General features: G+C 71.9%; 25 protein-coding genes. 20 read left to right on the plus strand and 5 right to left on the minus strand.

Going from position 1 to position 23,974, the window contains the following annotated elements; all coding sequences use genetic code 11:
- Window positions 1-41: 41 nt before the first annotated feature.
- Window positions 42-2,252 carry an NADP-dependent isocitrate dehydrogenase gene (locus DEJ05_RS01115; RefSeq protein WP_111109504.1) on the minus strand — a complete coding sequence of 737 codons (2,211 nt, stop codon included), beginning with the start codon at window positions 2,250-2,252 and terminating at the stop codon, window positions 42-44.
- A 193-nt stretch (window positions 2,253-2,445) separates the two neighbouring features.
- Here DEJ05_RS01115 and DEJ05_RS01120 point away from each other — a divergent pair, with 193 nt between their 5' ends.
- Window positions 2,446-2,811: a hypothetical protein gene (locus DEJ05_RS01120; protein ID WP_111109505.1), complete on the plus strand. Its 366-nt coding sequence runs from the start codon at window positions 2,446-2,448 to the stop codon at window positions 2,809-2,811.
- A gap of 3 nt (window positions 2,812-2,814) precedes the next feature.
- Here DEJ05_RS01120 and DEJ05_RS01125 read toward each other — a convergent pair whose 3' ends face one another.
- On the minus strand, window positions 2,815-3,309 hold the full coding sequence (locus DEJ05_RS01125) for a hypothetical protein (RefSeq protein WP_111109506.1): 495 nt from the start codon (window positions 3,307-3,309) through the stop codon (window positions 2,815-2,817).
- Between the two features lie 162 nt (window positions 3,310-3,471).
- On the opposite strand from DEJ05_RS01125, the gene DEJ05_RS01130 reads away from it, so the two are divergent.
- The 5 genes from DEJ05_RS01130 (at window position 3,472) to DEJ05_RS01150 (ending at window position 8,595) form a co-directional block, all read left to right on the plus strand.
- Complete coding sequence (locus tag DEJ05_RS01130) at window positions 3,472-4,590, plus strand: M23 family metallopeptidase (RefSeq protein ID WP_111109507.1); 1,119 nt, start codon at window positions 3,472-3,474, stop codon at window positions 4,588-4,590.
- A 160-nt stretch (window positions 4,591-4,750) separates the two neighbouring features.
- Window positions 4,751-6,025: a hemolysin family protein gene (locus tag DEJ05_RS01135; protein WP_111109508.1), complete on the plus strand. Its 1,275-nt coding sequence runs from the start codon at window positions 4,751-4,753 to the stop codon at window positions 6,023-6,025.
- Between the two features lie 235 nt (window positions 6,026-6,260).
- Window positions 6,261-7,172, plus strand: coding sequence for a helix-turn-helix transcriptional regulator (locus tag DEJ05_RS01140; RefSeq protein WP_071406260.1), 912 nt, complete (start codon window positions 6,261-6,263; stop codon window positions 7,170-7,172).
- 31 nt (window positions 7,173-7,203) lie between these two features.
- A complete protein-coding gene (locus DEJ05_RS01145) occupies window positions 7,204-7,944 on the plus strand; it encodes a class I SAM-dependent methyltransferase (protein WP_111109509.1) in 741 nt (246 codons plus the stop codon).
- A 168-nt stretch (window positions 7,945-8,112) separates the two neighbouring features.
- A complete protein-coding gene (locus DEJ05_RS01150; RefSeq protein ID WP_111028883.1) occupies window positions 8,113-8,595 on the plus strand; it encodes an FBP domain-containing protein in 483 nt (160 codons plus the stop codon).
- Between the two features lie 164 nt (window positions 8,596-8,759).
- On the opposite strand, the gene DEJ05_RS01155 is transcribed toward DEJ05_RS01150, so the two are convergent.
- Entirely contained in the window at window positions 8,760-9,746 is a 987-nt protein-coding gene (locus DEJ05_RS01155; protein ID WP_111023409.1) for an aldo/keto reductase, read from the minus strand.
- A 111-nt stretch (window positions 9,747-9,857) separates the two neighbouring features.
- Between DEJ05_RS01155 and DEJ05_RS01160 the strand changes: the two genes are divergently transcribed.
- The 8 genes from DEJ05_RS01160 (at window position 9,858) to DEJ05_RS01195 (ending at window position 17,300) form a co-directional block, all read left to right on the plus strand.
- Window positions 9,858-10,094, plus strand: a complete 237-nt coding sequence (locus DEJ05_RS01160; protein WP_111023411.1) for a hypothetical protein — start codon at window positions 9,858-9,860, stop codon at window positions 10,092-10,094.
- 127 nt (window positions 10,095-10,221) lie between these two features.
- Window positions 10,222-10,767: an acyl-CoA thioesterase gene (locus DEJ05_RS01165; protein ID WP_111109510.1), complete on the plus strand. Its 546-nt coding sequence runs from the start codon at window positions 10,222-10,224 to the stop codon at window positions 10,765-10,767.
- A gap of 32 nt (window positions 10,768-10,799) precedes the next feature.
- Window positions 10,800-11,387: a YdeI family protein gene (locus DEJ05_RS01170; RefSeq protein ID WP_111109511.1), complete on the plus strand. Its 588-nt coding sequence runs from the start codon at window positions 10,800-10,802 to the stop codon at window positions 11,385-11,387.
- Between the two features lie 74 nt (window positions 11,388-11,461).
- Window positions 11,462-12,343 (plus strand): aldo/keto reductase, encoded by an 882-nt coding sequence (locus DEJ05_RS01175; RefSeq protein ID WP_110859382.1) that lies wholly within the window; start codon window positions 11,462-11,464, stop codon window positions 12,341-12,343.
- 154 nt (window positions 12,344-12,497) lie between these two features.
- On the plus strand, window positions 12,498-13,106 hold the full coding sequence (locus DEJ05_RS01180) for a PadR family transcriptional regulator (RefSeq protein WP_258376059.1): 609 nt from the start codon (window positions 12,498-12,500) through the stop codon (window positions 13,104-13,106).
- On the plus strand, window positions 13,103-13,831 hold the full coding sequence (locus tag DEJ05_RS01185) for an ABC transporter ATP-binding protein (RefSeq protein ID WP_071404089.1): 729 nt from the start codon (window positions 13,103-13,105) through the stop codon (window positions 13,829-13,831). Before DEJ05_RS01180 ends, DEJ05_RS01185 begins: the two co-directional genes overlap by 4 nt.
- Window positions 13,828-16,650 carry an ABC transporter permease gene (locus DEJ05_RS01190; protein ID WP_111109513.1) on the plus strand — a complete coding sequence of 941 codons (2,823 nt, stop codon included), beginning with the start codon at window positions 13,828-13,830 and terminating at the stop codon, window positions 16,648-16,650. The genes DEJ05_RS01185 and DEJ05_RS01190 overlap by 4 nt, the downstream gene beginning before the upstream one ends.
- Window positions 16,651-16,856: 206 nt before the next feature.
- A complete protein-coding gene (locus DEJ05_RS01195; RefSeq protein ID WP_146244988.1) occupies window positions 16,857-17,300 on the plus strand; it encodes a hypothetical protein in 444 nt (147 codons plus the stop codon).
- A gap of 119 nt (window positions 17,301-17,419) precedes the next feature.
- Here the strand turns inward: DEJ05_RS01195 and DEJ05_RS01200 are convergent, their stop codons facing one another.
- Complete coding sequence (locus DEJ05_RS01200; protein WP_111087659.1) at window positions 17,420-18,091, minus strand: SDR family oxidoreductase; 672 nt, start codon at window positions 18,089-18,091, stop codon at window positions 17,420-17,422.
- Window positions 18,088-18,486, minus strand: a complete 399-nt coding sequence (locus DEJ05_RS01205; protein ID WP_111028874.1) for a cupin domain-containing protein — start codon at window positions 18,484-18,486, stop codon at window positions 18,088-18,090. The genes DEJ05_RS01200 and DEJ05_RS01205 overlap by 4 nt, the downstream gene beginning before the upstream one ends.
- A gap of 110 nt (window positions 18,487-18,596) precedes the next feature.
- Between DEJ05_RS01205 and DEJ05_RS01210 the strand changes: the two genes are divergently transcribed.
- The 6 genes from DEJ05_RS01210 to DEJ05_RS01235 all read left to right on the plus strand — a co-directional run bounded on the left by DEJ05_RS01210 (window position 18,597) and on the right by DEJ05_RS01235 (window position 23,972).
- Window positions 18,597-19,754: a sorbosone dehydrogenase family protein gene (locus DEJ05_RS01210; protein ID WP_111109515.1), complete on the plus strand. Its 1,158-nt coding sequence runs from the start codon at window positions 18,597-18,599 to the stop codon at window positions 19,752-19,754.
- A 55-nt stretch (window positions 19,755-19,809) separates the two neighbouring features.
- Window positions 19,810-20,688, plus strand: a complete 879-nt coding sequence (locus tag DEJ05_RS01215) for a helix-turn-helix transcriptional regulator (protein ID WP_111028872.1) — start codon at window positions 19,810-19,812, stop codon at window positions 20,686-20,688.
- 202 nt (window positions 20,689-20,890) lie between these two features.
- Entirely contained in the window at window positions 20,891-21,823 is a 933-nt protein-coding gene (locus tag DEJ05_RS01220) for a helix-turn-helix transcriptional regulator (RefSeq protein WP_181440619.1), read from the plus strand.
- Window positions 21,820-22,023: a hypothetical protein gene (locus DEJ05_RS01225; protein ID WP_111109517.1), complete on the plus strand. Its 204-nt coding sequence runs from the start codon at window positions 21,820-21,822 to the stop codon at window positions 22,021-22,023. Before DEJ05_RS01220 ends, DEJ05_RS01225 begins: the two co-directional genes overlap by 4 nt.
- 60 nt (window positions 22,024-22,083) lie before the next feature.
- Window positions 22,084-22,782 carry a carboxymuconolactone decarboxylase family protein gene (locus DEJ05_RS01230; protein WP_111109518.1) on the plus strand — a complete coding sequence of 233 codons (699 nt, stop codon included), beginning with the start codon at window positions 22,084-22,086 and terminating at the stop codon, window positions 22,780-22,782.
- Window positions 22,779-23,972, plus strand: a complete 1,194-nt coding sequence (locus DEJ05_RS01235; protein ID WP_111109519.1) for an MFS transporter — start codon at window positions 22,779-22,781, stop codon at window positions 23,970-23,972. Before DEJ05_RS01230 ends, DEJ05_RS01235 begins: the two co-directional genes overlap by 4 nt.
- The last annotated feature ends 2 nt before the right edge of the window (window positions 23,973-23,974 follow it).

Genomic DNA, 23,974 nt, shown 5'->3' on the forward strand with positions numbered 1-23,974 from the left:
CTCGACGCGGCTGTGGTCGCGACCACGGACGCTGGTCGCTGCTAGAGCGCTGCCAGCGCCGCGTTCAACGTGGCGGACGGACGCATGACCGCGCTCGTCTTTGCGTCGTCGGGGCGGTAGTAGCCGCCGATGTCGGCCGGGTGACCCTGCACCGAGACGAGCTCGTCGACGATGGTGTGCTCCTGCTCACCGAGCTTCGCCGCGAGGTCCGCGAACGACGCCGCGAGCTCGGTGTCCTGGGTCTGCGCCGCGAGCTCCTCGGCCCAGTACTTCGCCAGGTAGAAGTGGCTGCCGCGGTTGTCGATCGAGCCGAGCTTCCGACCCGGGGACTTGTCCTGCTCCAGGAACGTCCCGGTGGCACGGTCGAGGGTCTCGCCCAGGATCTTCGCCCGCTCGTTGCCCGTCACACCAGCGAGGTGCTCGAGGCTGACCGCCAGTGCGAGGAACTCGCCCAGGCTGTCCCAGCGCAGGTAGTTCTGCTGCACGAGCTGCTGCACGTGCTTCGGCGCGGAACCACCGGCACCGGTCTCGAACAGGCCGCCACCGCCCAGCAGGGGGACGACGGAGAGCATCTTCGCCGAGGTGCCGAGCTCCATGATCGGGAACAGGTCGGTCAGGTAGTCGCGCAGGACGTTGCCGGTGACCGAGATGGTGTCCTCGCCGCGGCGGATGCGCTCGAGCGAGAAGCGCATGGCGTCCTCGGGCGCGAGGATCTCGATCTGCAGGCCCTCGGTGTCGTGCTCGCCGAGGTACTGGCGGACGAGCCCGATGAGGTTCGCGTCGTGCGCACGGGTCTCGTCGAGCCAGAACACGGCCGGCGTCGCGGAGGCACGGGCGCGGGTGACGGCGAGCTTCACCCAGTCGCGGATGGCGACGTCCTTGGTCTGGCAGGCGCGCCAGATGTCACCGGGCTCGACGTCGTGCTCGATGACGACGTCGCCCGAGGCGGTCGTGACGCGGACCACACCGGCGCCGGGCAGCTCGAAGGTCTTGTCGTGCGAGCCGTACTCCTCGGCCTTCTGCGCCATCAGGCCGACGTTGGGCACGGAGCCCATCGTTGACGGGTCGAAGGCGCCGTGGGCGCGGCAGTCGTCGAGCACGGCCTGGTAGATGCCGGCGTAGCTCGAGTCGGGGATGACGGCGAGGGTGTCGTGCTCGTCGCCGTCCGGGCCCCACATGTGCCCCGAGGTGCGGATCATCGCGGGCATCGAGGCGTCGACGATGACGTCGCTCGGCACGTGCAGGTTCGTGATGCCCTTGTCCGAGTCGACCATGGCGAGCTCGGGGCCGTCGGCGATGCCCTGCTTGAAGGCACGCTCGATCTCGGCGCCGTTCGGCAGCGCACCGAGGCCGGCGAGGATCGAACCGAGGCCGTCGTTCGGGGTCAGGCCCGCGGCGGCGAGGTCGGCGCCGTATCGCTCGAACACCGACGGGAAGAACGCCTTGATGACGTGGCCGAAGATGATCGGGTCGGAGATCTTCATCATCGTGGCCTTGAGGTGCACGGAGAACAGGACGTCCTCGGCGGCGGCGCGCTCGATCTGCTTGCGCAGGAACGACTCGAGTGCGGCCACGTGCAGCACGGTGCCGTCGACGACCTCGCCCTGCAGCACGGGGATCGACTGCTTGAGGACCTGCTCGCTGCCGTCCTCGGCCACGAAGGTGATCGTCAGGACGTCGTCGGCGGGGGCGATCCAAGACTTCTCGTTCGACCGGAAGTCGTCGACGCCCATGGTGGTGACGTTCGTCTTCGAGTCACGCGACCAGGCGCCCATGCGGTGCGGGTGCTTGCGGGCGTAGTTCTTGACGGACAGGGGTGCGCGGCGGTCGGAGTTGCCCTCGCGCAGCACCGGGTTGACGGCGCTGCCCTGGACACGGCCGTAGCGGGCGCGGACGTCGCGCTGCTCGTCGGTCGTGGCCTCGTCCGGGTAGTCGGGCAGGTCGTAGCCCTGCGCCTGCAGTTCCTTGATCGCGACCTTGAGCTGGGGGATCGACGCCGAGATGTTCGGCAGCTTGATGATGTTCGCCTCGGGGGTCTTCGCCAGGTCGCCGAGTTCGGCGAGGGCGTCGTCCAGGCGCTGCTCGTCGGTGAGCCGCTCCGGGAACTGGGCGATGATCCGGCCGGCGAGCGAGATGTCGCGGGTCTCGACGTCGACACCCGCGGTGCCGGCGAAGGCCTGGATGACCGGGAGGAAGGAGTGGGTGGCGAGGAACGGCGCCTCGTCCGTGAGGGTGTAGATGATCTTGGCCATGCTGGCGGGTACTCCCTTGTTCGACCGTCGGTACGTCCACGGTACTCGTGGCGCAGGATGTCTCGACATCAAGATACATGGCCTCCGCTTCCGCGCGGCAGATGCTCGGCCGACACCCTGGAGGCGCACTGTCGACACATAGGAACGGTGCGTGGACTGGTCTTCCGCAGCACCAGAGCGAGGGAGAGCGCGCATGACCACCACACGGCAGACCCCGGACGACTTCGGCTGGACCGCGGAGGACCTGCGGTCCGCCTACGCCTCGGACGGCAGCGGGCCCTACCGGTACGCGCCGGACGGCTCCGGCCCGTTCTCGTACGACCCCGACGGCTCCGGTCCCTGGCTCGTCGGCCCCGAACCCCGACGGAGCACGAAGCGGTTCGCACCGCGTCAACGTGGCAGCCGGTCGCAGTTGCGGCGGATCGGGACGGCCTGCACCGCCGGAGCGCTGGCGCTCGTGCTCGCCGTCGGCAGTGTCTCCGTCGTCGCGCACGCCGCTCCTCCACACCCGTCGGTGCAGGCGAGCGCCGCGCAGGGCCCCGGACCCGATGGAGCCTGAGCCTCAGTCGCCGATCGAGACGCGGAACACCCGGACGCCGGCGGCACGGAGCCCGGCGAGCCCGAGCCGGATGCGCAGGGGCCGGAAGGGCCGGCGGAACCCGGACGACGCCGACGCGGCATCGATCTGGTGCAGGACCTCGGACGTCAGGGTGCGCTCGAGCTTCGGCGCGAGCCGGGTCACCCCGGACACCGTGACGACGATGCGGACGGCGTGCGGCGCGAGCATCGGCGCGATGAGCTCGGCAGCCGCCTGCGCCCGGTGGAACGCGGGGTCGTCCCCGGGGCGACGGATCGCGATGACGGCCAACGCCGCGTCCCACGTCTCCTCAGGGTCCGGCAGGTCGTCGACCCCGATGACCCGCATCCGCGCAGCGTCGATCCCGGCGCGCACGGCCGCGGCCCGGAGCACGGGCAGGAGTTCCTGGGTACCGGCCAGCACGACGTCGGCCGACGCCAGGTCGACCGTTCCGTACCGCTCACGCGGCGATCGGGCCATGGTGCGGGTCCTTCCGTCGCTTTCCCCTGACCGTACCGATGCGGAGGGCCCGGGGAACGCTTCCGCCCGCGGTGATCAGGGGCCTCCCAGCGCACTCGGTAACGAAAAGATCACGAAAGGGCCTGTACAAAGCGACAGAGTCGTGCAGAATGGTGGGCGGCCATGACGACTGCACCCGAACTCGACCAGCACCCGGAGACCCCGGTGGTGCACCTGTCCCGTCGCGCCGCCCTCGAGGCCGAGCGTGCAGCAGCCCGCGGACCGCAGCGTCGCAGCAAGACGGCGCCGGTCGCGAAGGCCGCCAAGCCCGAGAAGCCGGCCAAGGCAGCGAAGGTCGCCAAGCCGGCGAAGGCCGCGAAGCCGGCCAAGGCGCCGAAGGCCGCGAAGGTCGCCAAGCCTGTGCAGGCCGTCGTCCTCGCGACCGCGTCCTCGGCCACCGAGCCGGCCGGCCGCCGCTCCGCAACCGCACGCGCCACCACCGAGCACGTCGACGACCGCATCCAGCGCGTCGTCCGTCGCCCCGCACCCAGGGTGACCCGCGTCGCCAGCGCACCCCGGGCCTCCCGGTCGGCCCGCGCCGGACGCATCACGCTCACCAGCGCCGCCGCCGCCATCGCGATGTTCGCCGCCTCGGCGATGCCCGCCCACGCGAGCGCCGGCACCTCGATGGCCACCTCGACCATCGCACCCGTCGTGCGCACCCAGGACTACGCCGTGACCCAGGCGGTCACGGCCGCGGGGTTCGACCGTGACGGGTTCACCGTCGGCGGCGGCTCGACCGTCACCACGAAGACGGCTGGTTCCGCCGACACCGCGGCGACCGCGGGTGGCGCCGTCTCGTTCGGCGGCGCGGTCCGCTCGCCGTTCCCCGGCCCGGTGCAGATGAGCTCCGGCTTCGGGTACCGCTCGGCACCGTGCGGCGCGTGCTCGTCGCTGCACCAGGGCCTCGACTTCACCCCGGGCATGGGTACGCCGATCGGCGCCGTCGCCGCGGGCAAGGTCCGGGTCTCGGGCACCTACTTCTCGTACGGCAACGCGGTCATCATCGACCACGTGGTCGACGGCCGTCAGGTCTCCACGCTCTACGGCCACATGATCCCCGGCTCCTCGCCGCTCAAGGTCGGCGACACCGTCGCGGCCGGCCAGTTCATCGGGCTCGTCGGGTCCTCCGGCGTCTCGACCGGTGCCCACCTGCACCTCGAGGTCCTGATGGACGGCGTCACGCCGATCGACCCGAAGGCGTGGCTCGAAGCCCGCATCGGTCGCTCGCTCACGCTGTAGCGACCGCTCCCGCACCGACCGCTCCCCGTTGCGACGCGGGATCCACAGCCGCTGTCGAGCGGCAGCACGGTGATGTCCCAGTCGGCCTGTGCAGACTCACAGGCATGGACGATCCCCACAGACCGCCCGCCCGTCGTCGATCCGAGGCGGCTGCCCGCTGATGGGCGCCGACACCTGGATCGCCTTCGGGCTCGTCATCCTCTTCGTGCTCGTCGGCGGGGTCTTCGCGGCCGCCGAGATCGCACTCGTCTCCCTCCGCGAATCCCAGCTGCAGCAGCTCGAACGCCGCGGCCCCCGCGGGATGCGGGTCGCCGAGCTCGGCCGTGACCCCAACCGGTTCCTGTCCGCCGTGCAGATCGGCGTGACCGTCGCCGGGTTCTTCTCCGCCGCGTACGGTGCATCCTCGATCGCACCCGACGTCGCGCCGCTGTTCCAAGGGCTCGGCCTCGAGCAGGGCACGGCCGAAGCCGTCGCGCTGGTGCTGATGACCCTCGTCATCGCGTACCTGTCGCTCGTGTTCGGCGAGCTCGTGCCGAAGCGCCTCGCCCTGCAGCGTGCCGAGGGCTTCTCGATGGCCGTCGCCCCGACCCTGGAGCGCTTCGCGGTGCTGATGCGGCCGGTGATCTGGCTGCTCTCGAAGTCCACCGACACCGTCGTGCGACTGCTCGGCGGCGACCCGAATGCCCGCAGCGAGTCGATGAGCACCGAGGAACTCCGCGGCCTGGTCGACGAGCACACCGGCGTCGACGAGCAGGGACGCCGGATCGCCCGCAGCGCCCTGGACGCCGGTGACCGCATCCTGCGCGAGTCGATGCGCCCCTGGTACGACGTCTCGACGCTGGATGCCGGCCTCTCCGTCGCCGAGGCCACCGACCAGGCCATCGCGGCCGGGCACACCCGGTACCTCGTGACCTCCGGCGGGCGCGACGAGGTCCAGGGCTTCGTGCACCTCCGTGACCTGCTGCGTCCGGTCGACCCCGCGGCACCGGTCGCCACGCTCGTCCGGCCGGTGCTCGCCCTGCCCGAGACGAAGTCGCTGTCGAGCGCGATCGCGGACATGCGCACCGACGGCCACCAGATCGCCCTGGTGGTCGACGAGTACGGCGGCAGCGCGGGCATGGTCACGCTCGAGGCGCTGCTCGAGGACCTCGTCGGCCGGATCCGCGACGAGTGGGACTCCACCGAGTACGACGAGTCGATGCTGGCGCACGACGGCGTCGACGGGGCCACGGTGCTCGAGGACCTGGCCGCGGACGGCGGTCCCCTCCTGCCGGACGGCGACTACGAGACCGTGGGTGGGCTCGTGCAGGTGCAGCTGGACCGCGTCCCCGAGGTCGGTGACGTCGTCCTGGCCGGTGGCCACCGCCTCGAGGTGACGGCCATGGACGGTCACCGCGTCGCGCGGGTGCGCATCGGGGCCGACACCGCGCCCTGACCGCGGCCCCCAGCGGTCGGGAGGCCCGTGGCGGCCCCGCCACGGGCCTCCCGACCGGCCCTGGTCGCGTCCACCCCGTCGAAGCGACTGAATCCCGCGAACGTTCGGGCACGATCTGTCGCTTTCGCGAACCGGACGGTAGGGCGACCCGCGAAGTGTCGCTTCTGCGCACCGGGGGCCGACGGGTACCGCCGGTGCCTGCCGGACGCACGGCCCGGGCACGTACGCTCGTCGCATGGGTATCGACGTGCGCAACGAGATCCGCGACTTCCTGTCCTCCAGGCGGGCGCGGCTCACCCCCGAGCAGGTCGGCATGCCGTCGTTCGGCGGTGGCGTCCGACGCGTGCCCGGGCTGCGTCGGCACGAGGTCGCCATGCTCGCCGGCGTGAGCGTCGACTACTACACGCGACTCGAACGCGGCTCGCTCAAGGGCGTCTCGGACAGCGTGCTCGAGGGCCTGGCGAGCGCCCTGCAGCTCGACGAGGACGAGCGTGCGCACCTGTGGGACCTCACGCGCCTGGCGAACTCCGGCGCGAAGGTCATGCACCGGAACGTTCCGACCCGCGTGCGCCCCGGCGTGCAGCGGCTGCTCGACGCCATCACCGGCGCACCGGCCTGGGTGCGGAACGAGCGCGGGGACGTCGTCGCGACGAACGAGCTCGGGCGTGCGCTCTACGCACCGCTCTTCGCCGGCCCCGGACGCCCGGTGAACACCGCACGCTTCACGTTCCTCGACCCGGCCGCGCGCGACTTCTTCCCGGATTGGGCGCAGACCGCGAAGGACGCCGTGGCCGTGCTCCGGACCGCCGCGGTGTCGAACCCCTGCGAGCCGGGGCTCATCACGCTCGTCGGTGAGCTCTCCACCCGGAGCGAAGAGTTCCGCGGCTGGTGGGCCGCCCACGACGTCCGGATGCAGCGCACCGGCAAGAAGCGCATCGACCACCCGATCGTGGGGGAGCTGCGGCTGTCCTACGAGGCGCTCGACCTGGTCGCCGACCCCGGACTGACGCTGTTCTCGTACTCGGCCGAACCGGGCAGCGAGTCCGAGCGGTCGCTCGCGCTGCTCGGCAGCTGGGCCGCGACGGAGCGGGCCGAGCAGTACGCGGCCCTGCGCGAGTCGGAGTCCGAGTCCGAGTCGGTCGACTGACCCGGCCCCCGCGGGTTCGTAGGGTGGGGACGTGACGAGGACGACGGACGGCTCAGCAGGGGATGCGGACCACCGGCAGCACCGCCGGCCCGAACCCGCGTTCGCCCGCGCGGTCGCGAAGGCTCTCGGAGACGCCCGGGCCGTGCTCGACGTCGGGGCCGGCGCTGTTTCCTACGCACCGACCGACCGCGACGTGACCGCCGTGGAACCCGCCGGAGACCTGCCCTTCGCCGACGCCACCTTCGACGCCGCGATGACGACCTTCTCGCTGCACGAGTGGGACGACCTCGAACGCGGGCTCGCCGAGGTGCGTCGGGTCACCCGGGGCCCGATCGTGGTCCTGACGTTCGACCCCGACCGCATCGAGCGATCCTGGCTCGCCGAGTACGCGCCCGAGGTGCTGTCGGCCGACGCCCGTCGCCATCCGGCACTGCCGCGGATCGCCGACGCACTGGGCGACGACACCGTGACGAGCACCCCGTTGCCGATCCCGTTCACGTGCGTCGATGGGTTCGCCGAGGCGTACTACGCGCGCCCCGAGCGTCTGCTCGACCCCGGCGTGCGCCAGGCGGACCCGGCGTGGGGCCTCGTCGACGAGTTCACCGTCCGGCGGTCGGTGGCAGCGCTCCGCACCGCGCTCGAGTCGGGGGAGTGGGACCGGCGGCACGGGTCGCTCCGCATCCGCCCGACGTACGAGGGTTCGGTCGTCCTGGTCACGGCGACGCCGAACCGGCCGCGGACGGACCGGGCCGGGCTTGACACCCGGTCGTAGGCTGGTCGGGTGAGCTTCCAGGAGGTGGTCGGCGCCCGTATCGCCGGCATCAGGGCGTGAGGCCCCCGGTCGTGCCCTCGGGTGCGGCCGCCCTCGTCGAACCCTGACCTCCTCCGCCCGGTGCGGTGTGCGTCCGCACACCCCGGGCCTGCACGAAAGCGATCACCCATGCTCCCCATCGTGGAGAAGACCCTCCGCACGTCCTTCGTCAACGCCTCGCGCAAGGAGGTGTCCGACCTCACGCTGCCCGCCGACTTCGAGACGCTCGGCTGGGACGCGCTCGACTACCTCGGCTGGCGCGATCCGAAGATCGGTCGGCGTGCGTACGCCGTCGTGCCGACCCTGGACGGCGACCTGATCGGCATCCTGTTCCGGCAGGCCGAGGCCTCGCCCCGCTCCCGTGCCCAGTGCTCGTGGTGCCAGGACGTCAAGCTGCCGAACGACGTCGCGTTCTACAGCGCGAAACGGTCCGGGCCGGCCGGACGGAACGGCAACACCGTCGGCACCCTGGTCTGCCAGGACTTCCAGTGCTCGCGGAACGTCCGGAAGCTGCCGCCGCCCGCCTACGAGGGCTACGACGTCGAGGCCGCGCGCCTCCGGCGCATCGAGAACCTGCAGGTCCGGGCCGCGTCATTCGCCGCCGAGGTCTGAGACGCCGGCGTCCTCGAAGGACGCCCTCGAGTCAGCGAGACGCCGCCGGATTCGGAGGCGTCTCGTGCTGACGCCGGCGTCTCGCGTCCGCTGACGCGACTGACGACGGCCGGAAGGCCCGGTGCCAGCTGGCACCGGGCCTCCCGGCCGTCAACCGGTCGCGTCTACCGACCGATGGTCGACATGTCGGGGTAGCGGTCACCGGTCGGGACCGGCAGCGCCGACAGGCGCGACAGCTGGTCCGCCGTGAGGGTCAGGTCGGCTGCGCCGACGTTCTCCTCGAGGCGGGAGACCCGCTTCGTGCCGGGGATCGGGACGATGTCGTCACCCTGGGCCAGCAGCCAGGCGAGCGACACCTGCGCCGGGGTGGCCCCGGCCTCGGTCGCGATGTCCTTGACGGCGTCGACGATGCGCATGTTCTGCTCGAACGCCTCCTGCTGGAAGCGCGGGTTCGCCAGGCGGAAGTCGTCGGAGTCCAGGTCGGACGGCTTCGTGATGGCACCCGTCAGGAACCCGCGGCCGAGCGGCGAGTACGGCACCAGGCCGATGCCGAGCTCGCGCAGGGTGTCGAGGACGTCGCCCTCGGGGTCCCGCGTCCACAGCGAGTACTCGCTCTGCAGCGCGGTGATCGGGTGGACGGCGTGGGCCTTGCGGATGGTGTCGGCACCGGCTTCGGACAGTCCGATGTGCCGGATCTTGCCCTCCTGCACGAAGCCGGCGAGCTGGCCGATGACGTCCTCGATCGGGACGGCCGGGTCGACGCGGTGCTGGTAGTAGAGGTCGATGTGGTCCGTGCCCAGGCGACGGAGGGAGCCTTCGAGCGCCTCGCGCACGGACTCCGGCTGGCTGGAGAGACCGCGCTGCTGCGTCGGGGTCTCCTCACCGGCCTCGTGGCGGTACAGGCCGAACTTGGTCGCGATGACGACGTCGTCGCGACGGCCCTCGAGCGCACGGCGCAGGAGTTCCTCGTTCGTGTAGGGGCCGTACGCCTCGGCGGTGTCGAACAGGGTGACGCCGAGGTCGATCGCGCGGTGGATGGTGCGGATCGACTCGTCGTCGTCGGTGCCGGCGCCCGTGTAGAAGGCGCTCATGCCCATGGTTCCGAGGCCGATCGGTCCGACCTCGAGGTCTGCGAGCTTGCGTGTCTGCATGCTGCAGGTCTACTCCCGGTCCCCGTGACGGCGGGAGGCACTGGCTGTACCCGCCTCGGCACCGCTACGCTGCGAGGGACGGGGCAGGCGCCCCGGGCTCGGGGGAGTGTCGTGGTCATCATCTGGATCGTCATCGCCGTGGTCGTCGTGCTCGGCGCCCTGCTGATCGTGCTCGAGGCGCAGAACCGCCGTCGTCGGCGGGCGCTCGAATCGATCGAAGACCTGTCGGATCCGCGTGACACCGCACGCGCCGCGGCCGAAGCCGATGCGGCGCACTCCAGGACCGAGGGGCTCGCCAAGTCCGCGCACCCCGGCATCACGGGCGCCGGCGGCGGCTTCCCCGGCTGAACCGCCCGACCCCGCCGCCTGCCGATTGTCGGGAGCGGCTGGTCGTGTGTCGGCAGACGGCCGCTCGCTTCGTGAGGTTCCTCCAAGGTGCTCGCACGAGTGCTCCGCGCACTGGTGTGATCGACCCGTGAACCTGTACTTCCGACTGCTCCTGCTGCAGCTGCGCACCCGTCTGCGCGCTCGGGTCGGTGGACGCCGCCGGGCGTCGCTCTGGGACGAGGTCCGGACACCGTTCCGGGTGGTCCCGACCGACCTCGACCCCCTGCGCCACGTCAACAACGGCAAGTACCTGTCGATGCTCGACCTCGGTCGGCTCGACCTGATGCTCCGCTCCGGGTACTGGGCAACGCTGACCGAACGTGGCTGGTACCCCGTCGTCTCGGCGCAGACGATCACGTACAAGCGGTCGCTGACGCTCGGGCAGCGGTTCGAGCTCCGCACCCACGTGCTCGGGGTCGACGACCGTGCCGTGTACCTGGAGCAGACGTTCGTGCGGCAGGGTGCCGTGATGGCCCGCGCCGTGGTGCAGGCCCGGTTCCTGCGGCGTTCCGGCGGGACGGTGCCGACCGCGGACCTGCTCGAGGCGGCGGGCGGCGCGGACCGCGACCTCACCGTGCCCGACTGGGTGCACGACTGGGCGAGTGCAACCCGGATCAGCAGCAGCGCGGCCTGACCCGCGCGGAAGGCCGGTCCTACGATGACCGCATGGACATCGTCGACCTGGTACTGCCGGACGTCGCCGCGTGGCGCGCCTGGCTCGACGACCACGAGCACGAACCGGACGGGGTGTGGCTCGTGCTCGCGAAGAAGGGCGTCACGGAGCCGACGACGCTGACCTACGACACGGCCCTCGACGAGGCGCTCTGCTCCGGGTGGATCGACGGGCAGCGGCGCGGGCGCGACGACACGACCTACCGCCAGCGGTTCACCCCGCGCCGGAAGGCTTCGCTGTGGTCGCAGCGGAACCTCGGCCTGGTCGCCGCACTCATCGCCGAGGGGCGGATGCGGGAGCGCGGGCACGCCGAGATCGAGCGCGCCAAGGGCGACGGCCGGTGGGACCGCGCCTACGCCGGCTCGGCAACGGCCACGGTGCCCGAGGACCTGCAGGCCGCGCTCGACGCCGCCCCCGCAGCCGCCGCGCTGTTCGCCGAGCTCGACGCCACCAACCGGTACGCCGTGCTGCACCGCATCACCACCGCCCCGAACGCCACGGTGCGGACGAACCGGCTCATCAAGCTCGTCGGCGGACTCGAACGCGGCGAGACCCCGTACCCGCGACCCACCCGTCCGTAGACCCTGCGAACCCGGAAAGCGGTCGGGGGACACCGACTCAGGGACCGGCAACGCACCGGGCGTAGACCGGGGACATGACCACAGGCACTGACACCACGAACCGTCCGGCCGCGTCCTCCGGCACCTTCCGCATCGGCGGCGACCTCGAGGTCAACCGGCTCGGCTACGGCACCATGCAGCTCACCGGCCCCGGCGTCTGGGGACCGCCGAAGGACCACGACGAGGCGATCCGCGTCCTCAAGCGTGCCGTCGAGCTCGGCGTGAACTTCTTCGACACCGCCGACTCGTACGGCCCCTACGTCGCCGAGGAGCTCCTCAAGGAGGCCCTGCACCCCTACGGCGACGACGTCGTCATCGCCACGAAGGCCGGCCTCACCCGCACCGGCCCGAACGTCTGGCCGCCCGTCGGCCGCCCGGAGTACCTCCGGCAAGAGGCCGAGATGAGCCTCCGCCGCCTGGGCCTCGAGCGCATCGACCTGTTCCAGCTGCACCGCATCGACCCGAAGGTCCCGCTCGAGGACCAGGTCGGCGAGCTGAAGAAGCTGCAGGACGAGGGCAAGATCCGCCACATCGGCCTGTCCGAGGTCTCCGTCGACGAGGTCAAGGCCGCGCAGGAGATCGCCACGATCGTCTCCGTGCAGAACCTCTACAACCTGCAGAAGCGTGACGCCGAGGAGCTGCTCGACTGGTCCGAGCAGCAGGGCATCGGCTTCATCCCGTGGTTCCCCCTGGCCACGGGTGGCCTGACCGGCGAGGACTCGCCGCTCACCGAGATCGCCGAGCGCAAGGGTGCCACCCCGGCACAGCTCGCGCTCGCCTGGCTGCTGAAGCGCTCCCCGGTGATGCTGCCGATCCCCGGCACGTCGAGCGTCGCGCACCTGGAGGACAACCTCGCGGGTGCCACCGTCGAGCTGACCGACGACGAGTTCGAGGAGCTGGCGAAGCTGGGTCACTGACCCGGCGCGACCAGCAGACGGACGGGAGGCGCGGTGCCAGCTGGCACCGCGCCTCCCGTCCGTTTTCTGCCCTGTCCAGATCCGTGCTTGCGCACGCATACCGGGTATGTGCATACTCAGTATGGCCACGGTGGCCCGAGACAGGGGAAGTGCCATGAGCGTTCGGATGGGCGTACTCGCGCTGCTGGTGGGGGGACCCGGCTACGGGTACCAGCTCCGGGGGGAGTTCGAGCACCGCACCGGCGGGAGCTGGCCGCTGAACATCGGCCAGGTCTACACGACCCTGGACCGCCTGGAACGCGACGGCCTGGTGGCCCGCGGCGACGCCGACGACGACGGACACGTCGTCTACACGGCGACCGACGCGGGTCGCGCGGAGGTGGCACGCTGGTTCAGCGAGCCCGTGCCCGCGAAGCGCGGCCGCGACGAGCTGGCGATCAAGTTCGCCCTCGCCGTGACCGTGCCCGGGGTCGACGTCGCCCGGCTGGTGCAGGTGCAGCGCGGTGCCGCGATCCGGAACCTGCAGGACCTGACACGGCTGAAGCGCACGACCGACCCGTCGACGGACCTGGCGTGGTCGCTCGTGCTCGAGTCGATGGTGTTCCAGGCCGAGGCCGAGGTGCGCTGGCTCGACCACGTGGAGTCGAGCGTCGCGCGGTACCGGCCGGACGAGCACCAGGCGGCGCCTGCCAGTGCCGACGCTGCGGCTTCCGCTGCCGCTGCCGCTGCCGCTGCGGCTTCCGCTTCGCGGAGCGCACGGTGACCGCCGCACCGCTCCTGCAGCTCGACGCCGTGAGCGTGCACTACGGCTCCGGCGCGAAGGCCGTCACCGCCTTGGCCGGCATCGACCTGCGGGTCGAGCGCGGCGAGATGGTGGCCGTGATGGGCACCTCGGGGTCGGGCAAGTCGACGCTGCTCGCCTGCGCCGGCACCCTGCTGCCACCGACGAGCGGTGAGGTGCTGATCGACGGCGCCTTCGTGTCCGACCGTCCCGCCAAGGAGCTCGCAGCGCTGCGGCGCCGGCTCATCGGGTTCGTGTTCCAGGACTTCAACCTGATCCCCTCGCTGACCGCGGTCGAGAACGTGGCACTGCCGCTCGAGCTCGACGGGTGGAAGGCCTCGCAGGCCCGCCGCGCCGCGGAACTCGCGCTGGACAACGTCGAGCTGTCGCACCGATCCGACGCCTACCCGGACGACCTGTCCGGCGGCCAGCAGCAGCGCGTCGCGATCGCCCGCGGGGTGGTCGGCGAGCGCCGGCTCGTGCTCGCCGACGAGCCGACCGGAGCCCTCGACTCGCAGACCGGCGAGGTCGTGCTCCGCATGCTCCGTCGGCACGTCGACGCCGGAGCCGGCGCCCTCCTGGTGACCCACGACGCCCGGCACGCGGCCTGGGCGGACCGGATCGTGTTCCTGCGCGACGGTCGGGTGGTCGACGAGACCGTGTACTCGGGCGTCGAGGCGGCGCTGACGGACCGGACCGCCTCGTGAGCCGGGGTCGGCGTGCCGGGACCGGCCGGACGCCGTTCGCCCTGAGACCGGCGCTCCGTCTGGGGCGTCGACTGGCGTTCGCGAAGGCGGGCCGCGCGGCACTGATCATCGCGCTCATCGGGATCCCCACCGCCGGGTTCGCCGCGGTCGCCGTCGTGGTGCAGTCCACACAGGCCACCGCAACCGAGCGGCTCGACTACGACCTCGGCCAGGCATCGGCGCAGATGCGGGTGTCCGGCCCGGACCTGCCCGGCATGGTGCAGGACCCCGTCCAGTGGCAGTCCACGGACTCGAAGCGGAACAGCCCCGTCACGGATTCGGACGAGGACTCCCCCTTCGCGAACGTCCTGGCGCACGTGCCCGACGGCGCCCTGTCGATCCCGGTCGGCAGCACGCCCGTCGTGGTGCAGGGGGCACACGGCCCGGTCGGACTGACCGCCGTCGAGGGCAGCGTCTGGGACCCGTCGCTCGAGGGCCACTGGCACGTGCTCGACGGTTCCAGGCCGACCACGCGCAGTGAGCTCATGGTCACGCCGGCGACGCTCGAACGCCTCGGGGCGCACATCGGCGACACGGTGGACCTGACCGACCCGGTCACCAAGCGCTTCACGATCACCGGGACCATGACCGACCTGGGGACCGATCCGGGGACGCAGGGGGTGTTCCTGCCGTGGGGCACGACGCTCGCGACGACCGACACCACCGACGACGCCGGGCTCACCGACGTCACCGTGTACCTGCCGTCGGACGCCCCGACCTGGTCGGAGATCCGGCAGCTCAACGCGCACGGCATCATCGTGCAGTCGCGTCCGGTCGTGCTCGACCCGCCCGACGCCCGGCTCCCCGGTGGGCAGCTGGGCTCGTCGCTCGGCTGGTACCTCGGGGCGATGGGACTGCTCGGCGTCTTCGCGATGTTCGAGGTCGCCCTGCTCGCCGGGGCTGCGTTCCTGGTCGGTACCCGGGCGGACACCCGCTCGTACGCCATCGTCACGAGCGTCGGCGGGGACAAGCGGTTCGTCCGCGCGATCGTCGCCGGGTCGGGCCTGGTGCTCGGCCTCGTCGGCGCGGTCCTCGGGGTCGCCGCCGGCACCGGGATCGGCGTGCTCGCCTACCGACTGATCGACAACGGCAACGTGGCGTCGTTCCCGGGGTTGCACGTGCCGCCGCTCCTGCTGCTGTCCATCGCGGCCGCCGGGGTGCTCGCCGGACTCGTCTCCGCGCTCGTCGCCGCACGGTCGGCGACCCGGATCAACGTGCTCGCGGCACTGCGGGGCTCGCTCCGTCCGGTGCCCGTCAGCCGTCCGGCCCGCCGTCGTCGTCGCATCTGGGGGCCGCTGCTCGTGGTCCTCGGCGCCGTGATGACGTTGGCGTGCGGTGTCGGGGTGCTCATGCTCAACGACCGTCCGGTGCAGCAGGACCGGTGGGCCTACGTCGTCGGTGTCGGCGTCGCGATCGGGCCGTGCCTGATGCAGCTCGGCATCGCCATCTGCTCACCGTGGCTGCTCGCCCTGATCACCCGGCTCACCTCGCGGGCCGGTCTGTCCGCCCGGCTCGCCGCCCGCGACGCCCGCCGCAACCCGGTCCGCACGGTGCCGGTGCTGGCGAGCGTCATGAGCGTCGTCTTCGTGGCCTCCGTCGTGATCACGTGGAGCGCGTCGAGCCACGCCCAGTACGTCCGTGGATACGAGTACTCCACGGCGGTCGGGGTGGCGACGGCCGAGGTGCAGACCGAGACGAAGGACGGCGGCAGTACCGGTCGCCACGACGCAGAACTGACGGCCCACGCCGCGAAGGTGGTGTCCGGGGTCTTCGACCAGGACCGCATCCGGGTGCTCGGTGTCGCGCAGGAGCAGCCAGGCGACACCCCCTCGACCGTCACGATCCCGCACCGCTGGAGCGCGTACGACTGCCCGGTGAACGACACCAGGAGCTGCTCGTACTACCTCGACACGGCGAGCGTGTCGAGCCCGCACATCTGGACCGGGACCGTGGACGACTACGCCGTGCTCACCGGGCACCGGCCGTCCGCCGCCGTGCGGGACGCGCTCGAGGGCGGCGAGGCCGTGTCGCTCTGGCCCGAGTACGCCCACGACGGCGCGGTCCGCGTCGACACCTTCCACGACCGGACGTGGGAGAGCGACCCCATCACCGAGCGGAGCCGACCGGCGGCCAGCGTCTCGATCCCCGCGGTACTCGACGTGCAGACCCCGCGGATCCAGGTCGGCGTCTTCATGACGAAGGCGACCGCCGAGCAGTACGGCGTGCCCGTGGTCGACGGCATGCTCGTCACGACGCTGCCCCACGACCTCGACCCGGCCCAGGCGGACGAGCTGAGCTCGGCGTGGCAGAGCTTCGGCGGCGACGACCGTGCCCGGTGGAGCGGCCCGTCGTTCATGTACGAAGCCGGCCCCACCGACAACGAGGCGATCATCCGGGCGATCGTGCTCGCACTGGCCGCGGCCGTCACGATCGGTGCGACGGCGGTGGCGATCGGACTCGCACGGTCCGACGGCCGGCGGGACGACGAGGTGCTCGACGCCATCGGTGCCGCACCGCGCCTGCGCCGAGGGGTGTCGACCTGGCAGGCGGCGATCCTGGCCACGGTCGGCTCGGTGATCGGGACGCTCCTCGGACTCCTGCCGATCCGCGCCTTGACCCTGCGCTTCACCGAGAGCCCGGTCGGCGTGAACCACATGCCGTTCATGCCGGACTGGCCGGTGCTGGCCCTGCTCGCGATCGGCCTGCCCCTCGTGGTGACGGCCGGGGCGTGGCTGACCTCGCGGGGTCGGCGGCGGGTGGCGGTGCGACGGGCGCACTGATGCGCGCGCTGCCTGAGCCGCGCGCTGCGTCGTGCGCTCCGCTTCGCTTGGTGAGCAGAAGATGTCGAGTCGGCTGCTCGGACTCGACGTCTTCTGCTCACGAAGTGACCGGCAACGAAGACTCGGAAGCACATTGACTACGTTTGGCGTCACAACAACCGAACGATCACAGTGCGGACGTCCTTGAGTGGCCACATCAGCAACGGATGGGTGAGATGAGCGATATTGCACGGCTCGTCGATGCCGGAGCGATCGAAGCCGCGGTCGCCGAAGCTCAGGGGCTGACTCCCGACCGGGTCGCCGACCTGCTCTTCGCCTCGGGCGGCTTCGCTGTGGACATGGCTCCGTACGACGCGTTCGTCCGGCGCTGGTACGAGCGCCTCGACAGCCCCTATCTGCGCGCGGCGGCGGCGGAACGATTCGGGGATGCCTACCTCACCGAACTCGCGGGGGTGCCCGGGGGCGAGGCGTTCGCGGCCGAGCTGACCGAGGCCGCACTCCGAGCCGTGATCGCGCACACCGGTCGAATGATGCGCGGGCCGGCGATCACCGACTGGGCAGAACCGCACGTCGCGGTGATGAGCACCGCCCGCGCGCGCTCCTGGCGAGAAGCGTCCATGGAGCTCGCGAAAGTGCACTTGCCGGACTGACGGACGGGAGGCCCGCGGCGGGGTCGCCACGGGCCTCCAGTCCGTCACATGGTGAGCAGGAATGGTCGGGTCGCTGTGCCGGACCCGACCGTTCCTGCTCACGAAGCGGCGAGCGCCGCTCACGCGAGCTCGGGCAGCGCCTCCGCATAGGTGCGGAAGTCGCCGCGCTCCGTGTGGATCGCCCACAGGCGGTCGGCGATGGACTCCCCGGAGTGCTCGGGCCGCCCGTCGTCGATGCCGAACGGGATGATGAGCTGGCCGACGTGGACGTCCTCGTCGCGGACGGCGTCGTGCAACAGCTGCGCGTAGGCGCTCTCGGCCGCGAAGGCGACGGACGTGCCGGTGACGCGGGCGCCCGGTCGGACCGCGCTGCCGCCGTTGACGAACAGGATCGTGCCGTGGCCGATCGCGCGCATGCCGGGCAGCACCTGGCGGACGGCGTTGACCGAGCCGTAGACCGAGAACTCGATCGGGCCGACCAGGTCGTCCGCCGTGGTCTCGAGCACGGGGCGCATGTACTCCTTGGCGGGGAGCGGGCTGTACTGCAGCACCTCGATGGGGCCGAGCTGCTCGGTGGCGCGCTCGAGTGCGGTGCGCAGGGAGTCCCCGTCACGGACGTTCGCGGCGAACCCGGCTGCGGTGTGGCCGCGCTCGCGCAGTTCCGCGGCGAGGCCGTCCAGGCGGTCCTGGTTGCGGGAGATCAGGGCGACGGCGAAGCCCTCACGGGCGAAGCGCTCGGCGACGGCGAGGCCGAGGCCCTTGCCGGCGCCGACGATGGCGATGGTGGTCATGCGGTGTACTCCTCGTCGCTCACGTGCTCGAGCCAGGTGGTGGTCGTCGCCGGGTCGGCGGCGGCCTCGAGCATCGCGAGGTGTTCCATGTAGTCGGTGGGGGTCGCGCCGTGCCAGTGTTCCTCACCGGCGGGCGTGTAGACGGTCTGTCCAGCCTGCACCTCGATGACGCGGCCGTCCCGGGTGCCCATCCGCGCGACGCCCTCGGTGACGTGCAGGGTCTGGCCCTTGGCGTGCGAGTGCCAGGCGGTGCGGGCGCCGGGCAGGAACCGGACCTTGGCGACGGTCATCGTCTGACCGGGCTCCTTCGGCGAGGCGATGGCGTCGAGGTACACGTCGCCGGTGAACTGCTCGGGCGGGTTCTTGACGGTCGGCTGCTTCGGTTCGATCTGCATGCCGACGACGGTAGGCCGCCGTGCGCACCGTCGGGAGGTGCCGACAGACCCCCTCAGGGGTTTCCCGAACGCAGCGTGTGTGATCGACCCACGACCCCGGGAGGATCATCGTGGACACACCCGCCGGAACGCCCCGCAGCCGCCGCCGCTGGTCGGTGGCCGGCCTCGCCGCCGTCGCCGCACTGGCCCTCACCGCCTGCACGAGCGGCGACGGAGCAGAGCGGGACGGATCCGACCGGGGCGGTTCGCCGTCGGCGCGCGCGACCGCGCCCGCCGACCTGTCGGCCGGTCAGGTGGCGCTCGACGGTGACACCACCGACGTGGTCACCGGCCTGGAGGCCCCCTGGTCGGTGGTCCTGACGGGTGACGACGGCGACGCGCTGGTCAGCGAGCGCGACTCGGCCCGGGTGCTCGAGCTGCGGTCCGACGGCACCACCCGTCGAGTCGGCACGGTCGACGGTGTCAGCCACGGCGGCGAGGGCGGACTGCTCGGGCTCGCGCTGCACGACGACGACCTGTTCGTCTACTCCACGGCCGACGACGGCAACCGGATCCAGCGGTACGAGCTGACGGGGAGCACCGGGTCGTGGGGGCTCGGCGAGGCGACGACGATCATCGACGGCCTGCCGAAGAACACGTTCCACGACGGCGGCCGGATCGCGTTCGGGCCCGACGACATGCTCTACGCGAGCGTCGGGGACGCCGGCGCGAGCACGGACGCGCAGGACGAGGAGTCACTCGCGGGCAAGATCCTGCGGCTCACCCCGGACGGCGACGTCCCCGCCGACAACCCGATCGACGGCTCGCCGGTGTGGAGCCTCGGGCACCGCAACGTGCAGGGCATGGGGTGGTCGTCGGACGGCACGATGTTCGCGTCGGAGTTCGGCGAGAACACCAACGACGAGCTCAACGTGATCGAGCCCGGGTCGAACTACGGCTGGCCCGAGGTCGAGGGCACCGGCGGCGAGGACCAGGGCTTCGTCGACCCCGTGCAGCAGTGGTCCACCGACGAGGCGTCCCCGAGCGGCCTCGCCGTCGTCGACGACACGGTGTTCGTCGCGAACCTGCGGGGCGAGGTGCTCCGGGCGGTCCCGGCCGACGACCCCGGCACGGCGACCGAGTACTTCGCGGGTGACTTCGGCCGCATCCGGACGGTGCTCGAGGGCCCGTCGGACACGCTCTGGTTCGTCACGAACAACACCGACGGCCGCGGGACACCGTCGAGCGGGGACGACCGGATCGTCTCCGTCCCGTTCACGCGCACGTGAAAGGGGTTCCCGCAGCCCCTCGCTCGCGCCGGACGGGGCCAAGTACCGTGACGGCATGAACCACCGCGACGAAGCGCGCGACTTCCTCTCCAGCCGTCGCGCCCGCATCACCCCCGAGCAGGCCGGCGTCGAGACCTTCGGCACACGGCGCCGCGTCACCGGGCTGCGTCGCGAAGAGGTCGCACGCCTGGCCGGCGTCAGCATCGACTACTACACGCGACTCGAGCGCGGGAACCTGCAGGGGGTCTCGGACAGCGTGCTCGACGCCATCGGCCGGGCCCTGCAGCTCGACCCCGCCGAGCAGGAGCACCTGCGCGACCTGTCGCAGCACCAGAACGAGACCCCCCGTCGCGCCGGTCGTGTCGTGCCCGTCGCTGCCGTCCGGCCCGAGCTGCAGTACCTGCTCGACGTCGTCACGGACGCCCCGGCGATGATCATCAACAACCGGCAGGACATCGTCGCCGCGAACGCGCTCGGCTTCGCGATGCACTCGGACCTGGTCGCGGCACCGGCGCGGCCGATGAACTTCTCGCGCTTCATCTTCCTCGACCCGCAGGCGCGGAACTTCTACCAGGACTGGCAGCGGGCCGCGCACACGAACGTCGCGATCCTGCGCCGCGAAGCGGGCCGGACGCCGAACGACAAGGACCTCGCCGCGCTGATCGGCGAGCTGTCGATGCGGAGCGACGACTTCCGCGAGCTCTGGGCAGCGCACGACGTCCGCCGCCACTACGCCGGCGTGAAGTCCTTCCGGCACAGCGTCGTGGGGCCGCTCGAACTGCACTTCCAGACGCTCGAACTCGCCGAGGACCCGGGGCTCGCGCTCACCATCTACCCGGCGACGCCGGGCAGCCCGACCGCCGACGCCCTGCGGGTGCTGGCGTCGTGGGCGGCGACCGAGGGCATCGCGGAGCGGGCGCGCCAGCTCGCCTGACGCGGCGGTGCGACCACCGCATGTGCCGGGAGGGACGGGGCGGGCCCGCACCGCGCCTCTCGGGGGCTCGTGGTCGCGTCAGACCTCCGGGATCACCCGGTCGAACCGGCTCGTGTCCGTCCCGTCCGGGTCCGGGCCGATCCCTGCTGACGGGTACCACCAACCCCTGCTTCCGGCACCCGGCCGGCCGTACCGTGGACGCATGGACACCAGAAGCGAAGTGCGCGACTTCCTCCGCACACGCCGCGAGCGCGTCACGCCGCAGCAGGTCGGTCTGCCCGACTTCGGTGGGGTCCGCCGCGTCAAGGGGCTGCGGCGCGAAGAGCTCGCGCTGGTCGCGGGGATGAGCGTCGACTACTACGTCCGCCTCGAGCGCGGGAACCTGACCGGGGTCTCCGAGAGCGTCCTCGAGTCGTTGTCCCGTGCGCTGCGTCTCGACGATGCCGAGCACGCGCACCTGTTCGACCTGGCCCGCCTGCAGAACGCTTCGGGTGCCTCACGCCGGACAATCCCGACGTCGAAGGTCCGGCCGAACGTGCAGCGGGTGCTCGACTCGATCAGCGCCCCGGCCTGGGTCCGCAACGGCCGGTTCGACTTCCTCGCCGGCAACGCACTCGCCCGCGCGGTGTACTCGCCGCTGTTCCTGTCGCCCTCCGGCACTCCGAACACCGCGCGTTTCGCGTTCCTCGACCCGCGCGGTCAGCAGTTCTGGCGAGACTGGGACTCGGTCGCCGGCGACGTGGTCGCCGCCCTGCGCGCCGAGGCGGCCCGCTCGCCGTACGACAAGGGACTGACCGACCTGATCGGGGAGCTCTCCACCCGCAGTGACGAGTTCCGGCGGCGCTGGGCCGCACACGACGTGATGCGGCACCGGAGCGGTGTGAAGCGCGTGCACCACCCGGACGTGGGCGACATCGACATGAGCTACGAGACGATGGAGCTCGTCACGGACTCGGGGCTGACCATGGTCGTGTACGGCACCGAGCCCGGGTCGGCGTCCGAGGAACGGCTGCAACTGCTGGCGAACCTCGCGGCGACGAGCGCGACCGGTGCGACGAGTGCGGCGGCTGCGTCGACCGCTTCCGCCGCAGGTGCTGCTTCCGTCGCTGGTGCTGCTGCCGGGGAGGACGCGTGAACGAGACCGAGTCCGTCGAGACCGTCGTCCCGGCTCCGCCGACCGGGTTCCTCGGCCGACTGCGGTTCCGGTGGCGTGCCGAGCAGGAGATCCACGAGCTCACCCGCGACCGTGAACTCGAGGAGCGTGTCCGAGCCGAGGCAGCGGTGCGGCTCGCGCCCGGGCCGTGGCACCTGGGGGAGCTGTTCCGGCGACAATGACGGCTGAGGGGGGAGGACAGCACCTGTCACGGCCCTGCGGTCGGCCCTAGCGTCGAGGACATGACCTTCGCCGACACCGACCCCGAGTTCGCCCGGTACCACGCCGACTTCGTGGACGAGACCCTGCGGAACGCATCACTCAGCGAGCACGACCGCGTGGTCGTCCAGCTCGGTGCGACGATCGCGGCCGGGGCGCCGACGGCGTTCCGCGACCTGCTGGACGCGGCCATCGACGGCCCGCTCTCGCCCACCGAGGCGAAGGAGATCGTCTACCAGGCCGTGGCCTACGTCGGTTCCGCACGAGTCGCCGACTTCCTGACGATCACCAACGCCGTACTGGTCGCCCGCGGGGTCACCCTGCCGTTGGCCGGACAGTCGACGACGACCCCGGCGGACCGGCTCGAGCGCGGCCGAGCGGTGCAGGGCGCCGTCGTCGGTGCGGACCGCGTCGACGCGATGTACGAGAACGCCCCCGCGGACGCCGTGCACTTCCAGCGGTTCCTGTCCGGCAACTGCTTCGGGGACACCGTCGGCCGGGACGGCCTGTCGCTGCCCACCCGTGAACTCCTGACCTTCGCGCTGCTCGCGGCGCTCGGCGGGGCCGACGCCCAGGTGCAGGGGCACGTGGCCGGCAACCTGAACGTCGGGAACACCCGCCAGCAGATGCTGGACGTCCTGACCGTGCTCGTCCCGCTCATCGGCTACCCGCGCACGTTGAACGCCCTGGCCGCCGTGAACGAGGGAGCACCCGCAGCATGAGCACGGACCACTCGATGTCGACGGGCCGGACCCTGCTGTTCGCCGTCGCCGGGGGAGCGGCGGTGGGCAACCTGTACTGGTCGCAGCCGCTGCTCGACGACATCGCATCGTCGCTCGGCACCTCGGCGTCGCTCGCCGGGCTGCTCGTCACGCTGACCCAGGTCGGCTACGCCCTCGGCATCCTGCTCGTCGTGCCGCTCGGGGACGTCCTCGACCGCCGGCGCCTGATCCCCTGGGTGCTCGTCGCCTCCGCCGTCGCGCTGCTGCTCGCCGCGATCGCTCCGACCTTCGCGACGCTCCTGGTCGCCCTGGCGCTGGTCGGGCTGACCACGGTCGCCGGGCAGCTCCTCATCCCGCTTGCCGGGGACCTCGCCGACCCCGCGCAGCGCGGACGCGTCGTCGGCACGATCGCGTCCGGGGTGCTCACCGGCATCCTCGTGTCGCGGACGATCAGCGGCCTGGTCGCGGACGCGTTCGGGTGGCGCGCGATCTACGTGCTCGCCGCCGTCGTCGCGATCGTCCTCGCCGTGCTGCTGCGGCGCGCCATCCCGGAGCTCGAGGCCCGCGGCGGGGTGCCGTACCCGCAGCTCATCCTGTCGGTGTTCCGTGCCGTCCGGACCCACCGGACCGTCCAGGTCACTCTGGTGATCAGCTCGTCGGTGTTCGCCGTGTTCACGATGTTCTGGACCGCCCTGACGTTCCTGCTGAGCAGCGACCCCTACGACTTCTCCACCAGCAGCATCGGGCTGGTCGGCCTGGTGGGGCTCGCGGGTGCCGTTGCGGCGCAGCGGGTCGGGCGGCTGCACGACCGGGGGCTGTCGGTACCCGTCACCGGGGGAGCGATCGTGCTCCTGCTCGTCTCCCTGGTCGTCGCCGGGATCCGTGCGCACTCGATCGTCGTGGTGCTGCTCGCCGTGCTGCTGCTCGACGTCGCCGTGCAGGCCGCGAACGTGCTCAACCAGACCCGGCTCTTCTCGGTGGACCCGGCCGCGCGGAGCCGGCTCAACACCGCCTTCGTCACCTCGAACTTCATCGGCGGAGCGATCGGTTCGGCCCTGGCGTCGGTGCTGTGGAACGCCGGGGGCTGGACGGCGGTCACGATCGGCGCCGCGGTGCTGGCGGGGTTCGCCGCGACGGTCTGGGTCGTGCACCGGAACCGCGGGCTCGTGGTCGAGCCGGAGCGGGCCTGACC

Origin of the sequence: Curtobacterium sp. MCLR17_045 (assembly GCF_003234405.1) — a bacterium.
GTDB lineage: Bacteria > Actinomycetota > Actinomycetes > Actinomycetales > Microbacteriaceae > Curtobacterium > Curtobacterium flaccumfaciens.

What these genes read in the sequence shown, in the direction of transcription:
- DEJ05_RS01115 (WP_111109504.1), bottom strand. Translation starts at nt 2,252, where the DNA reads ATGGCCAAGATCATCTACACCCTCACGGACGAGGCGCCGTTCCTCGCC.
- DEJ05_RS01120 (WP_111109505.1), top strand. Translation starts at nt 2,446, where the DNA reads ATGACCACCACACGGCAGACCCCGGACGACTTCGGCTGGACCGCGGAG.
- DEJ05_RS01125 (WP_111109506.1), bottom strand. Translation starts at nt 3,309, where the DNA reads ATGGCCCGATCGCCGCGTGAGCGGTACGGAACGGTCGACCTGGCGTCG.
- DEJ05_RS01130 (WP_111109507.1), top strand. Translation starts at nt 3,472, where the DNA reads ATGACGACTGCACCCGAACTCGACCAGCACCCGGAGACCCCGGTGGTG.
- DEJ05_RS01135 (WP_111109508.1), top strand. Translation starts at nt 4,751, where the DNA reads ATGGGCGCCGACACCTGGATCGCCTTCGGGCTCGTCATCCTCTTCGTG.
- DEJ05_RS01140 (WP_071406260.1), top strand. Translation starts at nt 6,261, where the DNA reads ATGGGTATCGACGTGCGCAACGAGATCCGCGACTTCCTGTCCTCCAGG.
- DEJ05_RS01150 (WP_111028883.1), top strand. Translation starts at nt 8,113, where the DNA reads ATGCTCCCCATCGTGGAGAAGACCCTCCGCACGTCCTTCGTCAACGCC.
- DEJ05_RS01155 (WP_111023409.1), bottom strand. Translation starts at nt 9,746, where the DNA reads ATGCAGACACGCAAGCTCGCAGACCTCGAGGTCGGACCGATCGGCCTC.
- DEJ05_RS01170 (WP_111109511.1), top strand. Translation starts at nt 10,800, where the DNA reads ATGGACATCGTCGACCTGGTACTGCCGGACGTCGCCGCGTGGCGCGCC.
- DEJ05_RS01175 (WP_110859382.1), top strand. Translation starts at nt 11,462, where the DNA reads ATGACCACAGGCACTGACACCACGAACCGTCCGGCCGCGTCCTCCGGC.
- DEJ05_RS01180 (WP_258376059.1), top strand. Translation starts at nt 12,498, where the DNA reads ATGAGCGTTCGGATGGGCGTACTCGCGCTGCTGGTGGGGGGACCCGGC.
- DEJ05_RS01195 (WP_146244988.1), top strand. Translation starts at nt 16,857, where the DNA reads ATGGGTGAGATGAGCGATATTGCACGGCTCGTCGATGCCGGAGCGATC.
- DEJ05_RS01200 (WP_111087659.1), bottom strand. Translation starts at nt 18,091, where the DNA reads ATGACCACCATCGCCATCGTCGGCGCCGGCAAGGGCCTCGGCCTCGCC.
- DEJ05_RS01205 (WP_111028874.1), bottom strand. Translation starts at nt 18,486, where the DNA reads ATGCAGATCGAACCGAAGCAGCCGACCGTCAAGAACCCGCCCGAGCAG.
- DEJ05_RS01215 (WP_111028872.1), top strand. Translation starts at nt 19,810, where the DNA reads ATGAACCACCGCGACGAAGCGCGCGACTTCCTCTCCAGCCGTCGCGCC.
- DEJ05_RS01220 (WP_181440619.1), top strand. Translation starts at nt 20,891, where the DNA reads ATGGACACCAGAAGCGAAGTGCGCGACTTCCTCCGCACACGCCGCGAG.
- DEJ05_RS01230 (WP_111109518.1), top strand. Translation starts at nt 22,084, where the DNA reads ATGACCTTCGCCGACACCGACCCCGAGTTCGCCCGGTACCACGCCGAC.
- DEJ05_RS01235 (WP_111109519.1), top strand. Translation starts at nt 22,779, where the DNA reads ATGAGCACGGACCACTCGATGTCGACGGGCCGGACCCTGCTGTTCGCC.